General features: G+C 53.0%; 14 protein-coding genes and 1 riboswitch. Of the genes, 9 read left to right on the top strand and 5 right to left on the bottom strand.

Going from position 1 to position 18317, the window contains the following annotated elements; genetic code table 11:
- Window positions 1-107: 107 nt before the first annotated feature.
- The 3 genes from GW590_RS15575 to GW590_RS15565 form a co-directional block, all read right to left on the bottom strand.
- Window positions 108-1256 (bottom strand): mannitol-1-phosphate 5-dehydrogenase, encoded by a 1149-nt coding sequence (locus GW590_RS15575; protein ID WP_169403980.1) that lies wholly within the window; start codon window positions 1254-1256, stop codon window positions 108-110.
- Between the two features lie 144 nt (window positions 1257-1400).
- Window positions 1401-3311 (bottom strand): PTS mannitol transporter subunit IICBA, encoded by a 1911-nt coding sequence (locus tag GW590_RS15570; protein WP_169403979.1) that lies wholly within the window; start codon window positions 3309-3311, stop codon window positions 1401-1403.
- A 628-nt stretch (window positions 3312-3939) separates the two neighbouring features.
- Entirely contained in the window at window positions 3940-4731 is a 792-nt protein-coding gene (locus tag GW590_RS15565) for a DsbA family protein (RefSeq protein WP_169403978.1), read from the bottom strand.
- A gap of 370 nt (window positions 4732-5101) precedes the next feature.
- Here GW590_RS15565 and GW590_RS15560 point away from each other — a divergent pair, with 370 nt between their 5' ends.
- The 3 genes from GW590_RS15560 to GW590_RS15550 all read left to right on the top strand — a co-directional run bounded on the left by GW590_RS15560 (window position 5102) and on the right by GW590_RS15550 (window position 7614).
- Complete coding sequence (locus tag GW590_RS15560; RefSeq protein ID WP_169403977.1) at window positions 5102-5680, top strand: hypothetical protein; 579 nt, start codon at window positions 5102-5104, stop codon at window positions 5678-5680.
- Between the two features lie 358 nt (window positions 5681-6038).
- Window positions 6039-7217, top strand: a complete 1179-nt coding sequence (locus GW590_RS15555; RefSeq protein WP_169403976.1) for a hypothetical protein — start codon at window positions 6039-6041, stop codon at window positions 7215-7217.
- Window position 7218: 1 nt separating this feature from the next.
- A complete protein-coding gene (locus GW590_RS15550; protein ID WP_169403975.1) occupies window positions 7219-7614 on the top strand; it encodes a hypothetical protein in 396 nt (131 codons plus the stop codon).
- A gap of 170 nt (window positions 7615-7784) precedes the next feature.
- On the opposite strand, the gene GW590_RS15545 is transcribed toward GW590_RS15550, so the two are convergent.
- Entirely contained in the window at window positions 7785-8501 is a 717-nt protein-coding gene (locus GW590_RS15545) for a DUF3053 domain-containing protein (protein WP_169403974.1), read from the bottom strand.
- A gap of 416 nt (window positions 8502-8917) precedes the next feature.
- A riboswitch (guanidine-I (ykkC/yxkD leader) is annotated at window positions 8918-9020 on the top strand.
- Between the two features lie 68 nt (window positions 9021-9088).
- Here GW590_RS15545 and GW590_RS15540 point away from each other — a divergent pair.
- From GW590_RS15540 to uca, 6 genes are all read left to right on the top strand, one after another.
- Window positions 9089-10153 carry a putative urea ABC transporter substrate-binding protein gene (locus GW590_RS15540; RefSeq protein WP_169403973.1) on the top strand — a complete coding sequence of 355 codons (1065 nt, stop codon included), beginning with the start codon at window positions 9089-9091 and terminating at the stop codon, window positions 10151-10153.
- A 30-nt stretch (window positions 10154-10183) separates the two neighbouring features.
- A complete protein-coding gene (locus GW590_RS15535; protein WP_169403972.1) occupies window positions 10184-10996 on the top strand; it encodes an ABC transporter permease in 813 nt (270 codons plus the stop codon).
- Window positions 10997-11012: 16 nt separating this feature from the next.
- Window positions 11013-11807, top strand: coding sequence for an ABC transporter ATP-binding protein (locus tag GW590_RS15530; protein ID WP_169403971.1), 795 nt, complete (start codon window positions 11013-11015; stop codon window positions 11805-11807).
- A 17-nt stretch (window positions 11808-11824) separates the two neighbouring features.
- Window positions 11825-12559: an urea amidolyase associated protein UAAP1 gene (locus GW590_RS15525; RefSeq protein WP_169403970.1), complete on the top strand. Its 735-nt coding sequence runs from the start codon at window positions 11825-11827 to the stop codon at window positions 12557-12559.
- On the top strand, window positions 12559-13194 hold the full coding sequence (locus GW590_RS15520) for an urea amidolyase associated protein UAAP2 (RefSeq protein WP_169403969.1): 636 nt from the start codon (window positions 12559-12561) through the stop codon (window positions 13192-13194). The genes GW590_RS15525 and GW590_RS15520 overlap by 1 nt, the downstream gene beginning before the upstream one ends.
- A gap of 98 nt (window positions 13195-13292) precedes the next feature.
- Window positions 13293-16892, top strand: a complete 3600-nt coding sequence (gene uca, locus GW590_RS15515) for an urea carboxylase (RefSeq protein ID WP_169403968.1) — start codon at window positions 13293-13295, stop codon at window positions 16890-16892.
- Between the two features lie 31 nt (window positions 16893-16923).
- Here uca and GW590_RS15510 read toward each other — a convergent pair whose 3' ends face one another.
- Complete coding sequence (locus GW590_RS15510) at window positions 16924-18114, bottom strand: trans-sulfuration enzyme family protein (RefSeq protein WP_169403967.1); 1191 nt, start codon at window positions 18112-18114, stop codon at window positions 16924-16926.
- Between the last annotated feature and the right edge of the window lie 203 nt (window positions 18115-18317).

Here is an 18317-nt window from a genome sequence, read left to right as displayed (position 1 = left end):
CAGTGTGACGCCGCCCGACAAGGCTATCTTTACCTGGTGTTGGCCTCCCCATGTACTTGACGCCGCAGCGTCAATGCCCTGGGGTTATTAATTTATTGCGACTACTATTAGTGCATTTTCTCGTAGACGCTGACAGCCTGAGCCACCACTTCGCCATCGATCGGTAGACCGGAAATCTGCGCCAGCGTTGCCTTCGGTCCCAGTTTGCTGAGCAGGGCAACCAGCTCCTGCGCCTGCGGATCCTGCTCGCTGCGATAACGCATGGCGGCTGCGATACCGACCACCAGATTGGCGTGCGGTAACTGATACTCTTCGGTACCCAGCAGAGGCTTGATCAGGCGATCGCCCGCACTGAGTTTACGCAGTGGCTGACGACCAACGCGCTCAACGTCATCGTGCAGATACGGGTTTTCAAAGCGGGAAAGGATCTTCTGGATGTAGGCTGCATGTTTGTCAGCATCAAAACCATAGCGCTTGATCAATACCGCGCCGCTCTCTTCCATGGCGCCTTTAACCACGGCACGCACTTGCGGGTCGAGGATAGCGTCGCGGATAGTAGCATGACCAGCCTGCTGACCCAAATAAGCGGTAATCGCATGACCGGTATTAAGGGTAAACAGCTTGCGTTCAACGAAGGCCATCAGATTATCGGTCAGCTCCATGCCTTTGATGTCAGGCAGCGGGCCTTTAAACTGGGTTTTATCAACGATCCACTCGCTGAAGGTTTCCACGGTAACTTCCAGCGGATCGGTAGTCCCGGCAGCAGCGGGTGGCACAATGCGGTCAACGGCAGAGTCAACAAAGCCAACGTGCGCTTCAACCCAGACTTTTTCATCTTCTGGCAGCGCGTTGAATACATGCTGTTTAAACTGGCTGGTACCGCGCACCATATTTTCACAAGCGATGATATTCAGTGGGCTGTCATTGCCCTGCTGGTGACGCAGCACCAGGCCTTTTGCCACATTACCGGCAATTTTTTCCAACACGGTCGGGCCGACGGCGGTAGTCACCAGATCAACCTGAGCAATAAGGTTGATGGCGTCCTGACCGGCGCTGTTCACGGCGCTTACATTGCTGACAGGCTCAACGGTCGCCTGTTCACCGACAACGTGCACGTCATAGCCTTTACGGCTGTTAAGTGCATCCAGCAAAGCAGGGCTGACATCAGCAAACGTCAGCTCGACCTGGGCATCGGCAAGCAACTTGCCAATAAAACCGCGGCCAATATTACCTGCACCAAAATGTAAAGCTTTCATGATAACTCCTAAAACGGTGACAAGAACCAGGAAGCCCCTGGGCTTCGAATCAACAACCGGGTCTGCAACAGACCCGGTTAGTGACGTTCTCTATAATTTTGCGTCGTCGATTATCGCCGCCTGGCCATTATCGACGACAGGACCTCAACCGCGAATGATCTGCAGCACTTCTTCAACACTTTTGGTATTCGCCAGACGGTCAATCACACCGTCTTCGTCCAAGGCATTGGTCAGCTTGGTAATAACACTGATATGTTCGTTGTTACGGGCAGCGATACCAATAACCAGACGGGCTGAATCATCGGCATCATCACCCCAGCGCACGCCCTGCGGATACTGGCAGAAGACGATACCGGTTTTCAGTACGCGGTCTTTAGCTTCAATAGTGCCGTGTGGAACTGCAATGGACTCACCCAGATAAGTGGATGTCAGTTTCTCACGGGCCATCATTGCATCAACATATTCAGGTTCAACATAACCCCCTTTCACCAGTTGCTCACCGGCAAAGCGGATTGCCTGCTCTTTGTTGGTCGCAGTCAGATTCAGGAAAATATTGGCTGCGCTCATGCGGAACAGATTTTCGTTGTCGCTATCGGCAACCATGCTGTCGTTAAGCGCGGTGGTCACTTTGCCTTTGTACTCGCTGGTTTTATTCACTTCTACCAGACGGGCAACCAGGTCGGTATACAGACCGCTGTCGAGGAAGTTGGTCAGCGAAATATGCTGTGCATGTGGCACTTGACGCATGGCACGTTCTGTCAGATCGCGGTGAGTGATCACCAGATCGACGTCGTCCGGCAGGTTGTTGATTGCGGTATTGGTGACCGAAATCATCGTCAAACCTGCATCCTGCACTTTCTTGCGCAGCACGCCGGCACCCATGGCGCTTGAACCCATACCCGCATCGCAGGCAACAATGATTTTACGCACGGTAGACAGGTCGCCCGCGACGCCAGTTGCCCCTTTACCGCCTTTAGATTGTGCTTTCATATCCTGCACACGACGGGTGGCTTCTTCCAGCTCGTCTTCTTCTTTCACTTTAGAGCTTTTCAGCAAGATTGAAGAAACGATAAAGGAGACTGCAAAGGCTGCCACAATGGCACTGATATTGGCAAAGTAAGCGCCTTTAGGCGTCATGGCCAGTACAGCAAGAATTGAACCAGGAGAAGCCGGAGACACCAGACCGCCGTTCAGCAGGGTCAAAGTGAACACACCGGTCATACCACCGAGGATCACTGCCAGCAACAGGCGTGGATTCATCAGCACGTATGGGAAGTAAATTTCGTGGATACCACCGAGGAAGTGGATGATTGCCGCGCCGCCCGCAGACTGCTTGGCGCTACCGCGACCAAAGAACATATAAGCCATCAGCACGCCCATACCTGGTCCTGGGTTAGCTTCAATCAGGAAGAAGATAGACTTGCCGGCTGCTGTCGCCTGCTGGATACCCAGCGGAGAGAAGATACCGTGGTTGATGGCGTTATTCAGGAACAGAATTTTTGCCGGTTCAACGAAGATAGAAGCCAATGGCAGCAGGTTATTCACCACCATAACGTGCACACCGGCGGCCAGGACTTTAGACAGCACTTCGACCATTGGGCCGATAGCCATAAAAGAGATCAGCGCCAACAACATACCGATAATACCGGCAGAGAAGTTGTTAACCAGCATCTCAAAGCCGCTTTTGATTTTACCGTCAACCCAACGGTCAAAGTGTTTGATACACCAGCCACCCAGAGGACCGGCAATCATTGCACCGAGGAACATCGGGATATCGGCACCAACAATCACACCCATGGTAGTGATAGCACCGACCACACCACCGCGATCGCCACCAACCAAACGTCCACCGGTAAAACCGATCAACAGTGGCAGCAAATAGGAGATCATCGGGTCAACTAATTTGACCAGCGTGGCGTTAGGGATCCAACCGGTTGGAATAAACAGTGCGGTAATAATACCCCAGGCGATAAATGCCCCGATGTTGGGCATTACCATGTTACTCAGGAAGCGGCCAAAGTTTTGAACTTTAACCTTAACGTCAGGTGAAAACATAAAACACACCCCTATTGGTACGCGCTAACAATAAGAGCGCGTGATACGTGATAATTATTGGGACGGCCTTCTTTAAAAGAAATCCGAAGCCGTCGAATTACTGTCTGCAGGCAAACTCTAGCACGCGTTGTTCTCCCCGCGTAGACCATGGGCCATGCGTGACGTTGATCACAGCTACCCCCCCTGATCACCCCACATTTAAGTGACATTGATCACACAAAAGGCATGTAACTTAAGCACAAAGAACAAAAAACAGACATATACGTGAAATTATTGTGAGTTAGATCACCTTTTTGTAGCGGAGTTTTATAATTAAATCGTGACTTTGATCACAATTTATTTTCAGGCTAGCGCTTAAATTTGGCTTAACAAAACTGCAACGCACCCGCCAGCGGATAAAGCAGGAGTTTACAGCCGCTTTATTGAAATAAAATTACACAGGGAAAGGGTATCGCTATGGCGATCAAAACAGGGGGATAAAGGCGAAATAGTAATTCTGTGGGACTGGCAAGATCGCTCAGGGGAGAAATATATCTGCGGGCATGATGCCCGCTATTTAGGTAATAAAAATCTGCTACAAAGTGATAGCCGCCAACGTAAAATACGCAACGGCTATCGACAGCCTTATTTACTTGCCTTGTGCCTTGCTGATGGCAGCCTGCAACTCTTCCGCCGATACCGCACCAGGTAAAACGGTGGTATTGCTGGCATTAGCGCCACTGACCGGCATCACAATAAAGCCCGGGGTCCCCTGAAAGCCCAGGGTTTTGGCCAGTTCATCATTTTTTGCCAGCGCCGCATGGGTTTCCTGACGGTGTGCCTGGCTTGGCAGGGCACCATGCACGCTTTCCACGGCGGCAGAGATATCCGCGTCGGTCAACTTGCCTTCATCATGCCCGGTGGCATAAATCGCGTTGTGATAATCCAGATAGGCCTGAGCGCCTTTTTGTTTCCAGATCGCCAAACCATTTTCCGCTGCGGTAATAGAAGCTTTCCAGCGGTCGCCAAAAATTGGCCACTCTTTAAAGACAAAACGCACATCTGAGTTGGCTTTAATGGTTTGCGCCACCAATGGAGCCATATGGCTACAGTACAGGCACTGATAGTCAAAGAACTCGACCAGCGCCACTTTGGCGTCTTTTGGCCCGTAGGACGGGGTATCCTGATCCTGTAACAGCGCCGGTACATTGGCCAGCACGGCGTTCAGTGCATCATTGGTTTGCTGCTGTTGCTGCTGCGCCTGCAGCTTCTGGCTGGCCTGCACCAACACTTCCGGGTGGGCAATAATGTAATCAGCGGCAATTTTACCGATCGCCTGCTGCTGCGCGTCGCTAAAATTGGCCGCAGTACTGTCGGCTGCGGCAGCCAGACCCGGCGTTGCGATCAACGCGGCAAGCAAGGTCATCATATGACGTTTCATAAAACCCTATCCTTAAGCTAAGAGGTATGCATTTTTTCATAAAATGAAAGCAGAGTGATGACATAAAAGCCAGCCGACGGGCAGCGTTAAATTGTCAGCGTATATTAATTATGTCCTGTTAATGCAAAAAAACACTGTAAAAAGTCTAGCTCTCTGCGCACCGTGTAACAAGCAGCAGGCATTTGTCGCGAGCAGCCAATGCCGCCCAAAGCAGCCTGAGAAATATCTTAAAAATTAAGGCTATTCCGTTGATGGGCAAGGATTTTTCTACGGATGAGGGACAAAAGTAGACGGCAAGGGGTTATTATGGCATTAAGAATGCGAATTACTTTAACAGACAAAAATAGTGAGTGCGGAGATCGCAGGGATAATGAATCTTTCCTATAAAAAAGCCAAATCTTATGTATTTTCTAAGAATTTCGTGGTGCTGGCGGCAGTTATGACCATTCTGGGCCTGATTATGTGGTATATGCTGTGGGCTTCGGCCTTGTCGCAAAGTAGCGTGCTGATAAAAACTATACCGGAATACTCTCTTTATCTCGCTTTCGCCGCAATATTGGGGCTTATTGCTGCCGGGTGGTCAGCCTATTCTGCTCAGCGGCCAATAGCCATAAAACCGCTATTGAATACCTTTGCCTCCGGCTGTTGCCTGGGATTTATTGCCATTCTCAATAGTTTTAGCGTTTACGTTTATCTTTTCCCCGAGAAAGTCATCAGTTATGTCTCCGAGTACGAGGTGGTTTTTCCCGGCCCGGCAAGAGGGAAATATGGCCATTGCGAGGCAGGTCTGTGGATTAAAGACGTCAATACCGCCCAGTGGATCAAACTTTGTACCAATAAAAACGCGTTGTATAACCATAGAAAGCAAGGGATGGATGCGGTCTGGGTGACCGCGCGCATCAATAAGCTCGGCTCTTATATTGTCAATTACGAGTTTATCTATAAATAAATGCCAGTCAGTTAACCCTGACTGACGTTATTTCTCCGCCTAAGCCTGGTCAGCGGCAGATTGTGTTATCAACGATTAGAAATGCCGACAATGATTTTTTGCGCATCCACCAGTGCCTGCTGCTGAGTAGGAAACTGCACACCGCCATTGGCCGGAATGGAACCTGTTAATCGTGTCTGCGTGATATCACAAAAAAATAAATAAAATTTGAGTTAACTATCTCCAACTGGTTATGATAAATACAGCTAGACTTATAAAATTAAAAGGATTTAAGTCAATAGCAAAGAAGTTTAACGTTCAGTAAGTGACCTGGACATTTTGCTAGAAATATTAGCCTGCATATAATTATGGACTTATTATGCCTGTATATCACCTCAGTACCCGAATTAACGCTAACGTTCCGCCGAGTTACCTGTTGTATGATTTAAGTATTTATCGAATGGACTCAGATAGAAATAAATATCTTTTGGTGAATGTGAAACAACAACCCTTTCAAGATAATTATGAAACCCAACGTCATATGACTGCGAATATTAGTGAGCCGCTGTCTACTATCTATATTATGGAAGTCACGCTTTATCGTAAAACCCTACTTGAAACCATCTGTGTTTCACTCGTTCCCTTTACTCACATGTATACGCTGGAAGAGTTTGCTAACGGTAAAGCCTGGTCTGCGGTTAAACGCGAAAATCCTTGTTATTTCGAATCAACTGGTATACCGAAACCGGTAAGTCAAGGTGGAGAAACAAAGGTCATAAAAATATCGATACCGGAACGGCCTTTTATTGCCAAGGAATATGCCATTGGTAGCCCCCGAGATCCTTTTGAAAAAAAATTAATAGAGTATCAAATTAATAACAGATTCAACTTTATTAATTCTCCAAATCAGGGTCGTGGCAGCCTATGTGGTCCGGCGGTGTTTTTCTACTGCCTGCAAAAAGATCGCCCTGAGGTATATGCGCAAGCTGCGCGGGAACTATGGCGGTATGGAAAAACCAAAATAGGAGAGCTAATGATCTCACCTGGTGAAGGTTGCCTCCACCCATCTGGTTCGTTTTACGATGATGACGGATCTCAGCGAATATCTGGTCTGGATTGGATAACCATGGCTAGCCTCAGGGACTCAGAAAATGCTGTTTTGAGTTTTGATACGCTCGATTCACCGCTTGCAGGAATGACTATGTGGCAAACGTTAACCGAATGGTTTGAGAAAGCTGGCTATAAGAAAGTATTTAGCAATGTTGGCGTAACTCAGGCTGGCATACAGGGAATTCATGAGTTAAATGAATATGCCAAGAAAGGCTATAAAGTCGTCACATTAATTAATGATGGGCTTCTTGAGGGTGGAACTTCCGTTTTAACTGTGCCAACACACTGGATTGTCTGGGATGGGCCGGTGACAGAAGATGCAGACAGAAGTATTCATTTAGAATTATTCTCATGGGGAGAAGTTACTGATTGGATTACAAGGGGAAAAAATTTGTCTTTTTTCATTAAGCGATTTTTTGGAGGCCTGGTTTTTAAACCATTAAAATAACATGCTTAAAATGTTAATTGTTTTATTTTTACTTGGATTATCCGCCTGTACCTTGCATGCGGAATTTTCTCCGCAAAGCAATAAACTTCATAATGCCACTGTCGGCATTCCTTATAATGAAAAAATAAATATAATTGGTGGAGCCGTCACTTCATTAGATTCGGCTGGTAGAAAGAGATTTGTTGGCGATATCACTCCCGTAGATTCTGGATTATATCTCCAATACTGTAATAATTCTCCTGCGAATAACTGTGTTCAGATTAAAGGGGTGCCTGTAAAACCAGGCTTAGTTAAAATCCGCGTACACGGTGGATTATATGGAACGAATTTTTCTGTAGGTAGTGAATTCGATAAAACTTACACCATTATAATCAAAAAACCAGATGGGACCTCCTAAGCTATTGTGGCTTGTTAAGTCATCATATTGTCCTCTATATGGTGTTTAAGATGAACCTGCAACCGATGATTCACACGGACTGAATACAAAAAAATGCCAGTCAGCATAACCTGACCGGCATTTTATCTCGCCACCGCAGAGTGACCCTCAGCGGCGTTTTTTGTCAGCGATTAGAAATTGCCGACAATGATTTTTTGCGCATCCACCAGCGCCTGCTGCTTGCCGAGCAGTCCGGTCATCAGCGCATTATACTGCGTAGCCTGCTGCTGAGTAGGGAACTGCACGCCGCCATTGGCAAAGCCTGCCTGGGTTCCTTGCTGAGCAAGGAAATCACCCACGGCAGCAATATCCTGGGTAAAGCTGGCCAGCGCGGGCACCACCGGCAATAAGGCATTAGCCGGCTTGGTTACATCCTGGGCATAAACCTGGCTGTAGACCGCTTTCAAATCTTCAGGCTGTTTCAGCGCCGCCTGAGCGGTATCTGCCGTCGCCTTGGCGGTTTGGATCTGCTGCGCCAGCGTATTCAGGGTGCCAGCCGCTTGCTGCAATGCCGCTTTCTGCGACATATAGTCCTGAGGCACACGGATTTGCGCAATACTGTTTACCGCCGGAGCCAGACTGTTATCAACCGACTGCTTCATTTGACGCGAGAAGGTCAAAATAATGGTGTAGTCGTTGACGTAAGGACCAAATTTCTGTTTTTGGTCTTCGCTCAGCGTCGGCAGATTTTGCCCGCTGCGCATCACGGTATTTTGCAAATAGTCGATAAAGGCTTTTCTTTGTTCCGGCTCTTTATCACCACAGGCGGTGAGTTGAAAAACGACAAGCAATGCAATGACCGGCGCCAGCCAGCGCGCGAATGTCTTGCTCTTGATCCCTACAGCCATTTGTCCTGACTCCTGATTAAATAGTCTTTACTACAAAACCTAAACGTTATTGCCATTGCCCCAGGGCAGTCAGCGAACAGCAAGGTGTAGCGTTCGCCATTTTGTCCCAAGCGTAGCCTAATAGCATAGATCATCCCAACCGTGGAGGATACAGCAAAGACGCCAGCGCCCAAAGCCGGTGCAGGTTGCACAAAAAAAGTGAAAGCGCACCGGTGTTGTCCGTTACGCCACGCCACTGTCACCCGCTCTTTCCAGTCAGCCCTGTGCGGGCAGTAAAAAAAATAACCTTATGCTTTTATTATAATTTATCCATGAATGGGCCAGGGTGTTTTTTATTTATCAGCAAACTGGCAAGAATATTGCGTAATGTTCCTCGCAGGAGCGATAGCGGGAAACCGGTGTCGCCATACAATTTGCAATAAGGTCACTAGGGTTCCGGTCTGTGTTTTGCAGATGGCTGGTCCGAGAGTGACCGACCGCTCTCTGGCGGTTACACGGCGGGATAAAAGCCCGGGAGGCCAAAGCGAGAACCTTTCTCGCCGCCGACCTCCTGCACTTTATCCGTGGTCAACGTCAGAGGAAATGTCATGATTAAAGCTTGCCAACGCCTGTTGCTCAGCGCTCTATGCTTTGCCGCCCTTCTCGCCCAGCCCGCCCTGGCCGCAACTAAACCTACCTTTAAAATCGCCTGGTCCATTTACGCCGGTTGGATGCCCTGGGACTTTGCCCAGCAAAGCGGCATTATCAAAAAATGGGCCGATAAATACGGTATCAATATTCAGTTTGTGCAGGTGAATGACTATATCGAATCGGTCAATCAGTACACCTCCGGGGGATTTGACGGCTGCACCATGACCAATATGGATGCCCTGACCATTCCGGCAACCGGTGGTGTAGACAGCACCGCGCTGATTGTCGGCGACTACTCCAACGGCAACGACGGCATTATGCTCAAAGGTGCTGGCGATGTGAAATCGCTGAAAGGCCAGCCGGTCAATCTGGTCGAACTTTCCGTCTCGCAATATCTGCTGGCGCGCGCGCTGGAAAAATCCGGGCTGAGCGAAAAAGACGTACCGGTGGTCAATACCGCCGATGCCGATCTGGTTGCCGCCTTTGGTACCCCGGCGGTGAAATCCATCGTCACCTGGAACCCACTCCTGGCGGAAGCCAAAAAACAGCCTGACAGCCACGAAATTTTCTCCTCGGCCCAGATCCCCGGCGAAATTCTCGACCTGCTGGTAGTTAACAGCAAAACGCTGCAAGCCCATCCGGAACTGGGTAAAGCGCTGACCGGTGCCTGGTATGAGACCCTTAACGCCATTAAAGGCAATGGTGCCGACGCCATCAAAGCCCGCACCTTTATGGGCAAAGAAGCCGGTACCGATCTGCAAGGCTTCGATCAACAGCTGGCCGCCACCTATCTCTTCGCCACCCCGCAGCAAACACTGGCCTTTGTCGGTAGCCCGCAGCTGAAAACCACCATGCAGTCGGTGGCGGAGTTCTCCTTTAAACACGGCCTGCTCGGTCAAGGTGCCGCCAATGCCGAAACCGTGGGTATCACCACCCCGGCGGGCAACTGGGGCAACCCGGCCAACCAGAAGCTGCGCTTTAGCGACGAGTTTGTAAAACTGGCTGCCGCCAACAAACTGTAATTTTTTCAACCTAATAGCCGGGGTAGTCCGATGCGCAAAATGATCAATTACCAACCGCAACGTTTGTCGCGCAGTCTGCTCGGGCTATTGCCCCTGCTTCTGCTGCTGTTGGTCTATCTGATGGCCTCGGATGCCCGTTTGGCGGTCAATGCTTTCGACAAATTATTACCAAGTTTCAGTGCTATGGGCGACGCCATCTATCGGATGGCGTTTACTGCCGATCCGCGCAGCGGTGACTATCTGCTGTGGACCGATAGCTACGCCAGCCTGGTCCGTCTGCTTAGCGGTATTGTTATCAGTGCCTTTCTTGGTCTGCTGCTGGGGATATTTTGCGGGGCCTTACCGGCGGTACGCGCGCTGATTTCGCCGTTGGTAACCCTGTTTGCGCTGATCCCGCCGCTGGCGGTACTGCCAATCCTGTTTATCTGTTTCGGTCTTGGCGAGCTGTCGAAAGTGGTATTGATTGCCGTCGGCGTCACCCCGTTTATTGCCCGCGATCTGCAACAGCATGTGCAGGCCATTCCCCAGGAACAGCTGATCAAGGCACAAACCCTCAGCGCGCACAGCGGACAAATCCTCTGGCGCATTATTCTGCCGCAGCTAATGCCACGCCTGCTGGATGCGGTGCGTTTGTCTCTGGGTTCCGCCTGGCTGTTTCTGATTGCCGCCGAGGCCATTGCCGCCACCGAAGGTCTGGGTTATCGCATCTTTTTAATGCGTCGCTATCTGGCAATGGACGTGATCCTGCCTTATGTCGCCTGGATCGCCCTGCTGGCCTTTGCCCTCGATGCCCTGCTGCGCCTGATCAGTCGCCGCTGCTGGCCCTGGTACCATGTTAAATAACGTAAAGGAGCCAACCATGAGCTTACTGAGCATGCGCAACCTGGAAAAACACTACGGCAAACAAGTAGTGCTGGAACGGGTCAATGCCGAGGTGCAGGAAGGCGAATTTGTGTCGATTGTCGGCGCGTCCGGCTGCGGCAAGACCACCTTTTTAAAAATGATGCTGGGAACCGAAAGCCCAAGCAAAGGCGAATTGCTGCTCGACGGCAAGCCGATCGTGCAAGAACCGGGGGAAGACCGCGGCGTGGTATTTCAACGCTACTCGGTATTCCCGCATCTGACCGCGCTGGAAAACGTGATGCTTGGCGAGGAGTTTGTCCAGGCGCGCTGGCTGGGACGCGTCTGGGGCAAGCAACGTCAGGCCATTGCCGAACGCGCCCGCGCCATGTTGACGCAGGTGGGGCTGGGTCACGCGCTGGATAAGTATCCGCATCAGCTTTCCGGCGGTATGCAGCAACGGCTGGCGCTGGCCCAGGCATTAACCAAAAAGCCGAGAATTTTGCTGCTCGACGAGCCTTTTGGCGCGCTGGATCCCGGTATCCGCAAAGATATGCATCAGCTGATCACCGATTTGTGGCAACAGCACCAACTGACCATCTTTATGATCACCCACGACCTGAAAGAGGGATTTTCTCTCGGTTCACGCCTGTGGGTGTTTGACAAAATCCGCCATGACCCCCAGGCCCCTGATGCCTGGGGTGCCAGCATCACTTATGACATTCCGCTGGATCGTCAGGCCGCCGGCAGTGGCCCACAGCCGAGCGAACAGCAGATCCGCGACCGCGTTTACACCACGCCGCGTGTCGCCTGAATCAACTGGAGAACCTTATGAGTCAATGCCAAGATAGTCTCTACCAAACCGAGCTGCCCGCCGGTGCACACTGGTCGCTGCGGGTAAAAAGCGGCTCGGCGCTGCGTCTGACCGATGTCGAGGGTGGCGCCAATCTGGGAATGCTGTTTTATAACCCGGAGAATCTGCTCGAGCGTTATAACGCCCCGGATACGCTGAAATGTCAGCACACCTTTCGCCTCACCAGCGGCCACTGCCTGTACTCCGATATGGGACGTATTTTTTGCGGTATCGAGCACGACAGCTTTGGCTGGCACGATACGGTCTGCGGCACCATGAACGCGCAGCAGACCACCGAACGCTTTGGCGCACTCAGCTACCAGCAGGCGCGAAATCAGCGCCATCAAAATGGTTACGACAGTTTTTTGGTCGAGCTGGCCAAATATGGGCTGGGCAAGCGAGATATGGCCGCCTGCCTGAACCTGTTTTCCAAAGTCAACGTCAATGATAATGGCGATCTGGCCCGCGATCCGCAGCCGCATCCGGGTGCCAGCGTCACGCTGCGCTTTGCCATGGATACGCTGGTGATTATGCATAACTGCCCGCATCCTCTGTCGGAAGAGCAGCGTTATCCGCGCTCGCCAGTCACCATTGCCCTGCTCGCCGATAGCGCGCCGCTGCCCGCCCACTGCCTGCTACAGGCAGAAAACCAGCGCGGCCAGGCCAATAACGCCCTCTACCATCACACCGCTTGCTGCCAGGGAGCACACTGATGATCCGTACCAGTTCACGACTTATCGACCAGGCATCCTATCGCCAGCCCATCGCCGCCGGTGACTACTGGCTGCAACGTATCGAAGCCGGCCAGACACTGCGCATTATTGATTGTGAAGGCAATCAGGCCGCCGATACGCTGTTTTTTAACGCCGATGACACCGCAGAACGCTACAGCATGACCGATACGCTGCGCGGGCAAAAAAACGTTTTTCTCACCGCAGGTACCGTGCTGCGATCCAATGACGATCGGCCGATGCTGGAGATTGTCGCCGACACCTGCGGTCGTCACGACACCTTGGGTGGTGCCTGCGCCACCGAAAGCAATACCGTGCGCTATTCGCTGGAAAAGCGCCATATGCATGCCTGTCGCGACAGCTGGATGTTGGCGGTAGCCGAACACCCGCAGTACGGGCTGACCAAGCGCGATATCACCCACAATATCAACTTTTTTATGAATGTGCCGGTCACTGCCGAAGGCGGGTTAACCTTTGAAGACGGAGTGTCTGCAGCGGGGAAATACGTCGAAATGGTGGCGAAAATGAATATTCTGGTGCTGATCTCCAACTGTCCGCAGCTTAACAATCCCTGTAACGGCTATAACCCCACGCCGATTGAAGTGGTGGTCTGGTAACCCCAGTCAGACAACGCGTGCCTCGGGACGACCCGCAGGACCACACGCAAAAGCCCTACGGCAGGACGACCTGCCCGTCGAAGCACAGAGAGTCAACCATGTTTAAATGCGTTCTGATTGCCAATCGTGGTGCCATCGCGGTGCGCATCATCCGCACCCTCAAGCAGCTGGGCGTGCGCGCCGTGGCGGTGTATGCCGAGGCCGACCAGCACTCCCTGCACGTTCGTCATGCCGATGAGGCCTTTTGCCTCGGCGCCGGTAACGTCCGCGAAACCTATCTCGATCAGGATAAATTACTGGCTATCGCCCGGCAGTGTGGTGCCGAGGCGATCCATCCAGGCTATGGTTTTCTCAGTGAAAATGCCGGTTTTGTCGCCCGCTGCCAGCAACAGGGTGTGGTATTTCTCGGGCCGACGGTGCAACAGATGGCGGCCTTTGGACTAAAACACAGCGCACGGCAACTGGCCGAAGAGAATCAGGTGCCGCTGCTGCCCGGCAGTGGCCTGCTGCAGGATCTGGCGCAGGCACTGCTCGCCGCCGACACCATCGGCTACCCGGTGATGTTAAAAAGCACCGCTGGCGGTGGCGGTATCGGTATGCAGCGCTGCGATGACGCCGCCAGCCTGAGCGACGCTTTTACCCGCGTAAAACGCCTGGCAGGCAATAATTTCGCCGACGATGGCGTATTTTTAGAGAAATTTGTCGCCCAGGCACGCCATATCGAAGTACAGATTTTTGGCGACGGTCAGGGAGGGGTGATCGCCCTGGGAGAGCGCGACTGTTCCGCCCAGCGCCGTAATCAGAAAGTGGTCGAAGAGACCCCGGCCCCCAATCTGCCACAGAGCGTGCGCGAAGCGCTGCAAAGCACCGCCGTACGACTTGGCCAGGCGGTAAACTATCGCAGCGCCGGAACCGTGGAATATGTTTACGATGCCAGTTGCGAACAATTTTATTTTCTCGAAGTTAATACTCGTTTGCAGGTCGAGCACGGCGTTACGGAAATGGTTTACGGCATCGATATTGTCAGTTGGATGGTGCAACTGGGCGCGGGCTGCCTGCCGCCGCTGGCCGACCTGGCCCGCGCAGCACCCCAGGGCCACGCCATTCAGGTGCGGCTGTATGCCGAAGATCCGGCCAAACAGTTTCAACCCTGCGCCGGTCTGCTTAGTCATGTCAGCTTTCCGCAGGCACCCGCCGACGCCCGGCTGCGTATCGATAGCTGGATCGATAGCGGCTGCGAGGTATCGCCGTTTTACGATCCGATGCTGGCCAAAGTCATTATTCATGCCGACAGTCGCCCACAGGCGCTGGCCGCCCTGCAACAGACCCTGAGCGCGACCACGCTGTACGGCATTGAGAGCAACCTCGCCTATCTGCGCTATTTGCTGACGCAACCGGCGCTGCGTGACGGCCAGGTGATCACCGCCACCCTTGGCAACCTGCACTACCAACCGATGACCATTGACGTGCTCAGTCCCGGTACGCTTACCAGCGTGCAGGATGTGCCGGGACGCAGCGGCTACTGGCACGTTGGCGTACCGCCCTCTGGCCCTTTTGACAGCCGCGCCTTTCGTCTGGGCAATCGCCTGCTGGGCAATCCGCTGGAAGATGCCGGGCTGGAGATCACCCTGCGCGGCCCGACACTGCGTTTTAATTATGACTGCGCCATTGTGCTCACCGGCGCCCCCATTGATGCCCGTCTCGATAATCAGCCGCTGCCCATGTGGCAGGTTTGCCAGCTACGCGCCGGTCAGACCCTGAGCCTGGGTCAGATTCAGGAACACGGCTGCCGCAGCTATTTGTTGTTGGCGGGCGGCATCGACTGCCCGACCTATCTTGGCAGCCGCAGTACCTTTACCCTCGGCAAGTTTGGTGGTCACGCCGGACGCCAGCTGCGTAGCGGTGATGTCCTGCATCTCGCCGCACCGCGCGAGGCGGCACCACAAACATTGCCTGAGCCGTTGCAACCCCAGTGGCCAGCTATCCGTACCTTACGGGTGATCTACGGACCCCAGGGCGCACCGGAGTTTTTCACCGCGCAGGATATCGAGATCTTTTTCGCTGCCGTCTGGGAGGTGCATTACAACTCCAGCCGTACCGGCATTCGCCTGATAGGTCCGAAACCGGAATGGGCGCGCAGCGACGGCGGTGAAGCCGGTATGCATCCCTCCAATATTCACGATAATGCCTACGCCTTTGGCACCGTCGACTTTACCGGTGATATGCCGGTGATCCTCGGCCCCGATGGCCCATCGCTCGGCGGTTTTGTCTGTCCGGCGACAGTGATCCACGCCGATTTATGGCAGTTGGGTCAGCTAAAATCCGGCGATAAAATTCGTTTTGTCCCCATCTCGCTGGCCGAGGCCGACCGTCTGGCGCAGGAAGCTGAAGCGACGTTTTCCACATTGAGCGTTCCGGCACCCCGCGAGATTATGGCGGAACGTCGCGACCCGGTGCTTTGGCAACGCCCGGCGCAGGGCACGCTGCCCGGCGTAACCTATCGCGCCGCAGGCGATCGATTTATTTTGGTGGAATATGGCGATCCGCTGCTGGATATCGCCCTGCGTTTTCGCGCCCATGCGCTGATGCAATGGCTGGAAAACCACCCGCTGCCCGGTATCGCGGAACTGACGCCGGGGATCCGTTCGCTGCAAATCCACTTCGACAGTCTGCGCTGCCGCCGCCAGGATCTCATCGCGCATTTACAGCAGGCAGAACAGGCACTGGGCGATTTGCAGCAGGCCGAGGTGCCTTCGCGCACCGTCTGGCTGCCGTTAAGCTGGGATGACGAAGCCTGCCGCGAGGCGATCGAAAAATATACCCAATCGGTGCGCCCCGGCGCGCCCTGGTGCCCAAGTAATATTGAATTTATCCGGCGCATCAATGGCCTGGAGAGCATCGAACAGGTTAAAGAGACGTTATTTAATGCCCGTTATCTGGTGATGGGACTGGGTGATGTCTATCTTGGTGCTCCGGTTGCTACCCCGCTGGATCCGCGCCACCGGCTGGTAACCACCAAATACAACCCGGCCCGCACCTGGACGGCAGAAAATTCGGTAGGCATTGGCGGTGCCTATCTCTGTGTTTACGGGATGGAAGGACCGGGGGGCTACCAGTTTGTCGGCCGCACGCTGCAAATGTGGAACCGCGACCGCCAGACTGCCGCTTTTCAACAACCCTGGCTGCTGCGCTTTTTTGATCAGATCCGTTTCTATCCGGTCAGTGCCGAAGAATTAAAAGCCATCCGTCTGGCTCATCCTTACGGCGATTATCCACTACGCAGCGAGGAGGGCCGTTTTTGTCTCGCCGATTATCAGCAAATGCTTATCGACGAACAGGGGGCCATTGACCACTTTCAGCAGCAGCGCCAGCAGGCGTTTGACCTGGAGCTGGCACGCTGGCGAGCCGAGGGGCAATTTACCTTTGACAGCAGTCTGCAAGAAGCCACGTTGAACGAGGAACAACAGAGTATCCCTGAAGGTTGCCAGGGGGTAGACAGCCAGGTCGCTGGCAACGTCTGGCAATGGCTGGTAACACCCGGCGATAACGTCACTTTGGGACAAACGTTGGGGATCCTCGAGTCAATGAAGATGGAGATCCCCATCACCGCACCGGTGAGCGGCAAAGTTAAGCATCTTGCCCGCCAGCCGGGCGACCGGGTACACGCCGGACAAACGCTGATGATTATCGAAGAGTAAAATACGGCCACCTGGACGAGGTCTGGGTGGCTTACACCCCTTCCAGCGCCTGCTGAAAATCGGCAATCAGGTCTTCGGTATCTTCAATACCAATACTGATCCTGACCAGACCATCGGTAATACCGCTTTCCAGGCGAATCTTCGCGGAAACTGCGCTATGGGTGGTGGTCGCCGGATGGCAGGCCAGCGAATCGGTATCACCCAGCGATACCGCCTGGGTAACCAGCGTCAGTTTGTCGAGAAAATGACGCGCAGCCGGAATACCGCCTTTGAGATCCACGGCCATAATCCCGCCAAACAGTTTCATTTGCTGGCGAGCTACATCATAACCAGGATGGGTTTTCAAACCGGGGTAAAACACCGTGCTAACGGCCGGATGCCCGCTGAGATACTCGGCAATTTTTTGGGCGCTATTGGAGCTGGCCTCCACCCGCAGCGGCAGGGTTTTTAATCCCCGCGTCAGCAGCGCTGCTTCAAATGGGCTAAGACAGCCGCCAAACTGTTTCAGACACAGGGTACGAATAGGGTCGATCCACTGGCGGTTGCCGACCACGACACCCCCGGTAGCATCACCGTGCCCGCTGATATATTTGGTTGCCGAATGCAGCACAATATCAATACCCTTTTCCAGCGGACGGGTGAGATACGGTGTAGCAAAGGTATTATCCACCACGCTTATCGCGCCAGCCTCGCGGCTTAAGCGCGCAATCTCGGCAAGATCAACAATCGCCATCACCGGATTGGCCGGGGTTTCTACAAATACCATTTTGGTGCGCGGGGTAAAGGCGCTTTTTAATGCCTGCACATCGGCGGCAAATACCGGCGTAATACCATAGCGCGGCAGTAAATTACGGATCACGCCCTCGGTACCACCATACAGCACACCGACGTGAATAATTTCATCACCACTTTTTAGCAGCGCAAACAGCGTGGCGCTGATCGCCGCCATACCGCTGGCACAGGCCACTGCGGCTTCGGCATCCTCAAGCACCGCCATGCGCTGTTCAAACGCCGTCACCGTAGGATTGGCAAAGCGACTGTACATATAGCCGGGTTCTTCACCGCTAAAGCGTCGGGCACCGCTGTCAAAATCTCCATAGGAGAAAGAAGAGGTTGCGGTTATCGGCGTCGATATTGCGCCGCTCAGCTCGTCGGGACGCTGTCCACCGTGAACGGCAAGAGTGCGCATACCCAGTGAGGCATGATTGCCAAGCTTTTTCATAAGACAGTCCTGTTTATGTTAACCGGGGTAGCAAACCACCCGCATCTGGCCAGGTCACGGTATTGCCGTGTTCATTGCCATTTAGGCGAACAGGATGCCAAATTCTTAATGAACACCCAATTCATTATAATAGATATGAATATCAGCAATAGGTCTAAAGGGGGAATGGCGAGAAATCTGTACGCCCGGTTTGCCAGCACTTG

The sequence above is a fragment of the Rouxiella aceris genome, assembly GCF_012933545.1.
GTDB lineage: Bacteria > Pseudomonadota > Gammaproteobacteria > Enterobacterales > Enterobacteriaceae > Rouxiella > Rouxiella aceris.
The sequence above is the reverse complement of the archived record's forward strand: the minus strand, read 5'-3'. Positions and strand labels throughout refer to the sequence as shown.

Excerpts from the sequence above, each read along its gene's own strand:
- GW590_RS15575 (WP_169403980.1), bottom strand. The coding sequence starts at position 1,256 with ATGAAAGCTTTACATTTTGGTGCAGGTAATATTGGCCGCGGTTTTATT.
- GW590_RS15570 (WP_169403979.1), bottom strand. The coding sequence starts at position 3,311 with ATGTTTTCACCTGACGTTAAGGTTAAAGTTCAAAACTTTGGCCGCTTC.
- GW590_RS15565 (WP_169403978.1), bottom strand. The coding sequence starts at position 4,731 with ATGAAACGTCATATGATGACCTTGCTTGCCGCGTTGATCGCAACGCCG.
- GW590_RS15560 (WP_169403977.1), top strand. The coding sequence starts at position 5,102 with ATGAATCTTTCCTATAAAAAAGCCAAATCTTATGTATTTTCTAAGAAT.
- GW590_RS15555 (WP_169403976.1), top strand. The coding sequence starts at position 6,039 with ATGCCTGTATATCACCTCAGTACCCGAATTAACGCTAACGTTCCGCCG.
- GW590_RS15550 (WP_169403975.1), top strand. The coding sequence starts at position 7,219 with ATGCTTAAAATGTTAATTGTTTTATTTTTACTTGGATTATCCGCCTGT.
- GW590_RS15545 (WP_169403974.1), bottom strand. The coding sequence starts at position 8,501 with ATGGCTGTAGGGATCAAGAGCAAGACATTCGCGCGCTGGCTGGCGCCG.
- GW590_RS15540 (WP_169403973.1), top strand. The coding sequence starts at position 9,089 with ATGATTAAAGCTTGCCAACGCCTGTTGCTCAGCGCTCTATGCTTTGCC.
- GW590_RS15535 (WP_169403972.1), top strand. The coding sequence starts at position 10,184 with ATGCGCAAAATGATCAATTACCAACCGCAACGTTTGTCGCGCAGTCTG.
- GW590_RS15530 (WP_169403971.1), top strand. The coding sequence starts at position 11,013 with ATGAGCTTACTGAGCATGCGCAACCTGGAAAAACACTACGGCAAACAA.
- GW590_RS15525 (WP_169403970.1), top strand. The coding sequence starts at position 11,825 with ATGAGTCAATGCCAAGATAGTCTCTACCAAACCGAGCTGCCCGCCGGT.
- GW590_RS15520 (WP_169403969.1), top strand. The coding sequence starts at position 12,559 with ATGATCCGTACCAGTTCACGACTTATCGACCAGGCATCCTATCGCCAG.
- uca (WP_169403968.1), top strand. The coding sequence starts at position 13,293 with ATGTTTAAATGCGTTCTGATTGCCAATCGTGGTGCCATCGCGGTGCGC.
- GW590_RS15510 (WP_169403967.1), bottom strand. The coding sequence starts at position 18,114 with ATGAAAAAGCTTGGCAATCATGCCTCACTGGGTATGCGCACTCTTGCC.